The sequence below is a fragment of the Gordonia desulfuricans NBRC 100010 genome (assembly GCF_001485495.1).
Lineage (GTDB): Bacteria > Actinomycetota > Actinomycetes > Mycobacteriales > Mycobacteriaceae > Gordonia > Gordonia desulfuricans.
The window spans coordinates 1-579 of sequence record NZ_BCNF01000244.1; the positions used below are offsets into that span (position 1 = coordinate 1).

At 63.2% G+C, this 579-nt stretch carries 1 pseudogene; it reads right to left on the reverse strand.

What is annotated here, in order from left to right:
- Positions 1–579 (reverse strand): annotated as a pseudogene (locus GD1_RS25160) (HNH endonuclease); the annotation flags it as partial.

Sequence of the window (579 nt, forward strand, 5' to 3'; positions counted from 1 at the left end):
CCGCCCGATATCCAGGGCATTCAGATTGCGGTCCTCTTTCGCCGGGCGTCCACCCTCGGCATCCGACGAGTGATGGTCCCCCAACTGGTGTGCCCGTGCCATCACCTCAGCAGGCTTGGCCCCCGACAACACCTGCGCCAACAGATCACCCTCGAACACAGCCCAGGTCTCGGCATCCGGCGCCTCCCCGGCACGCAAGCCGATCTGGTTCAACCCACGCACGATCGCATCGACATGCTCACCCGAGATCGCACCATCGGCCGCATGTTTCAGTGTGCAGTCCACCACCGCCGAGGTGCCGATCCGCTGCATCCGCGCAGCCACAGCTGGCGCGTACCCCATCTCGATCAACAACGCGATCGGTTTGTGCCCATGCCGTTGCGCTACCCCCAGCCTGTCGAGATGACCAGCCCCCGCCGCGGTCAACGCGTCGACGACGTTCCTGATGGTGACCAGTGTCCGCATGTCCGTGAACACGTCCGGCCCGGTCGGATCGTCGTCGAAACGACAATCGATGAGTGCGTCGAGAATGGTCTCCAGCTCCCCCTGCATATGTTCCATTATAGCGAACACATAGGG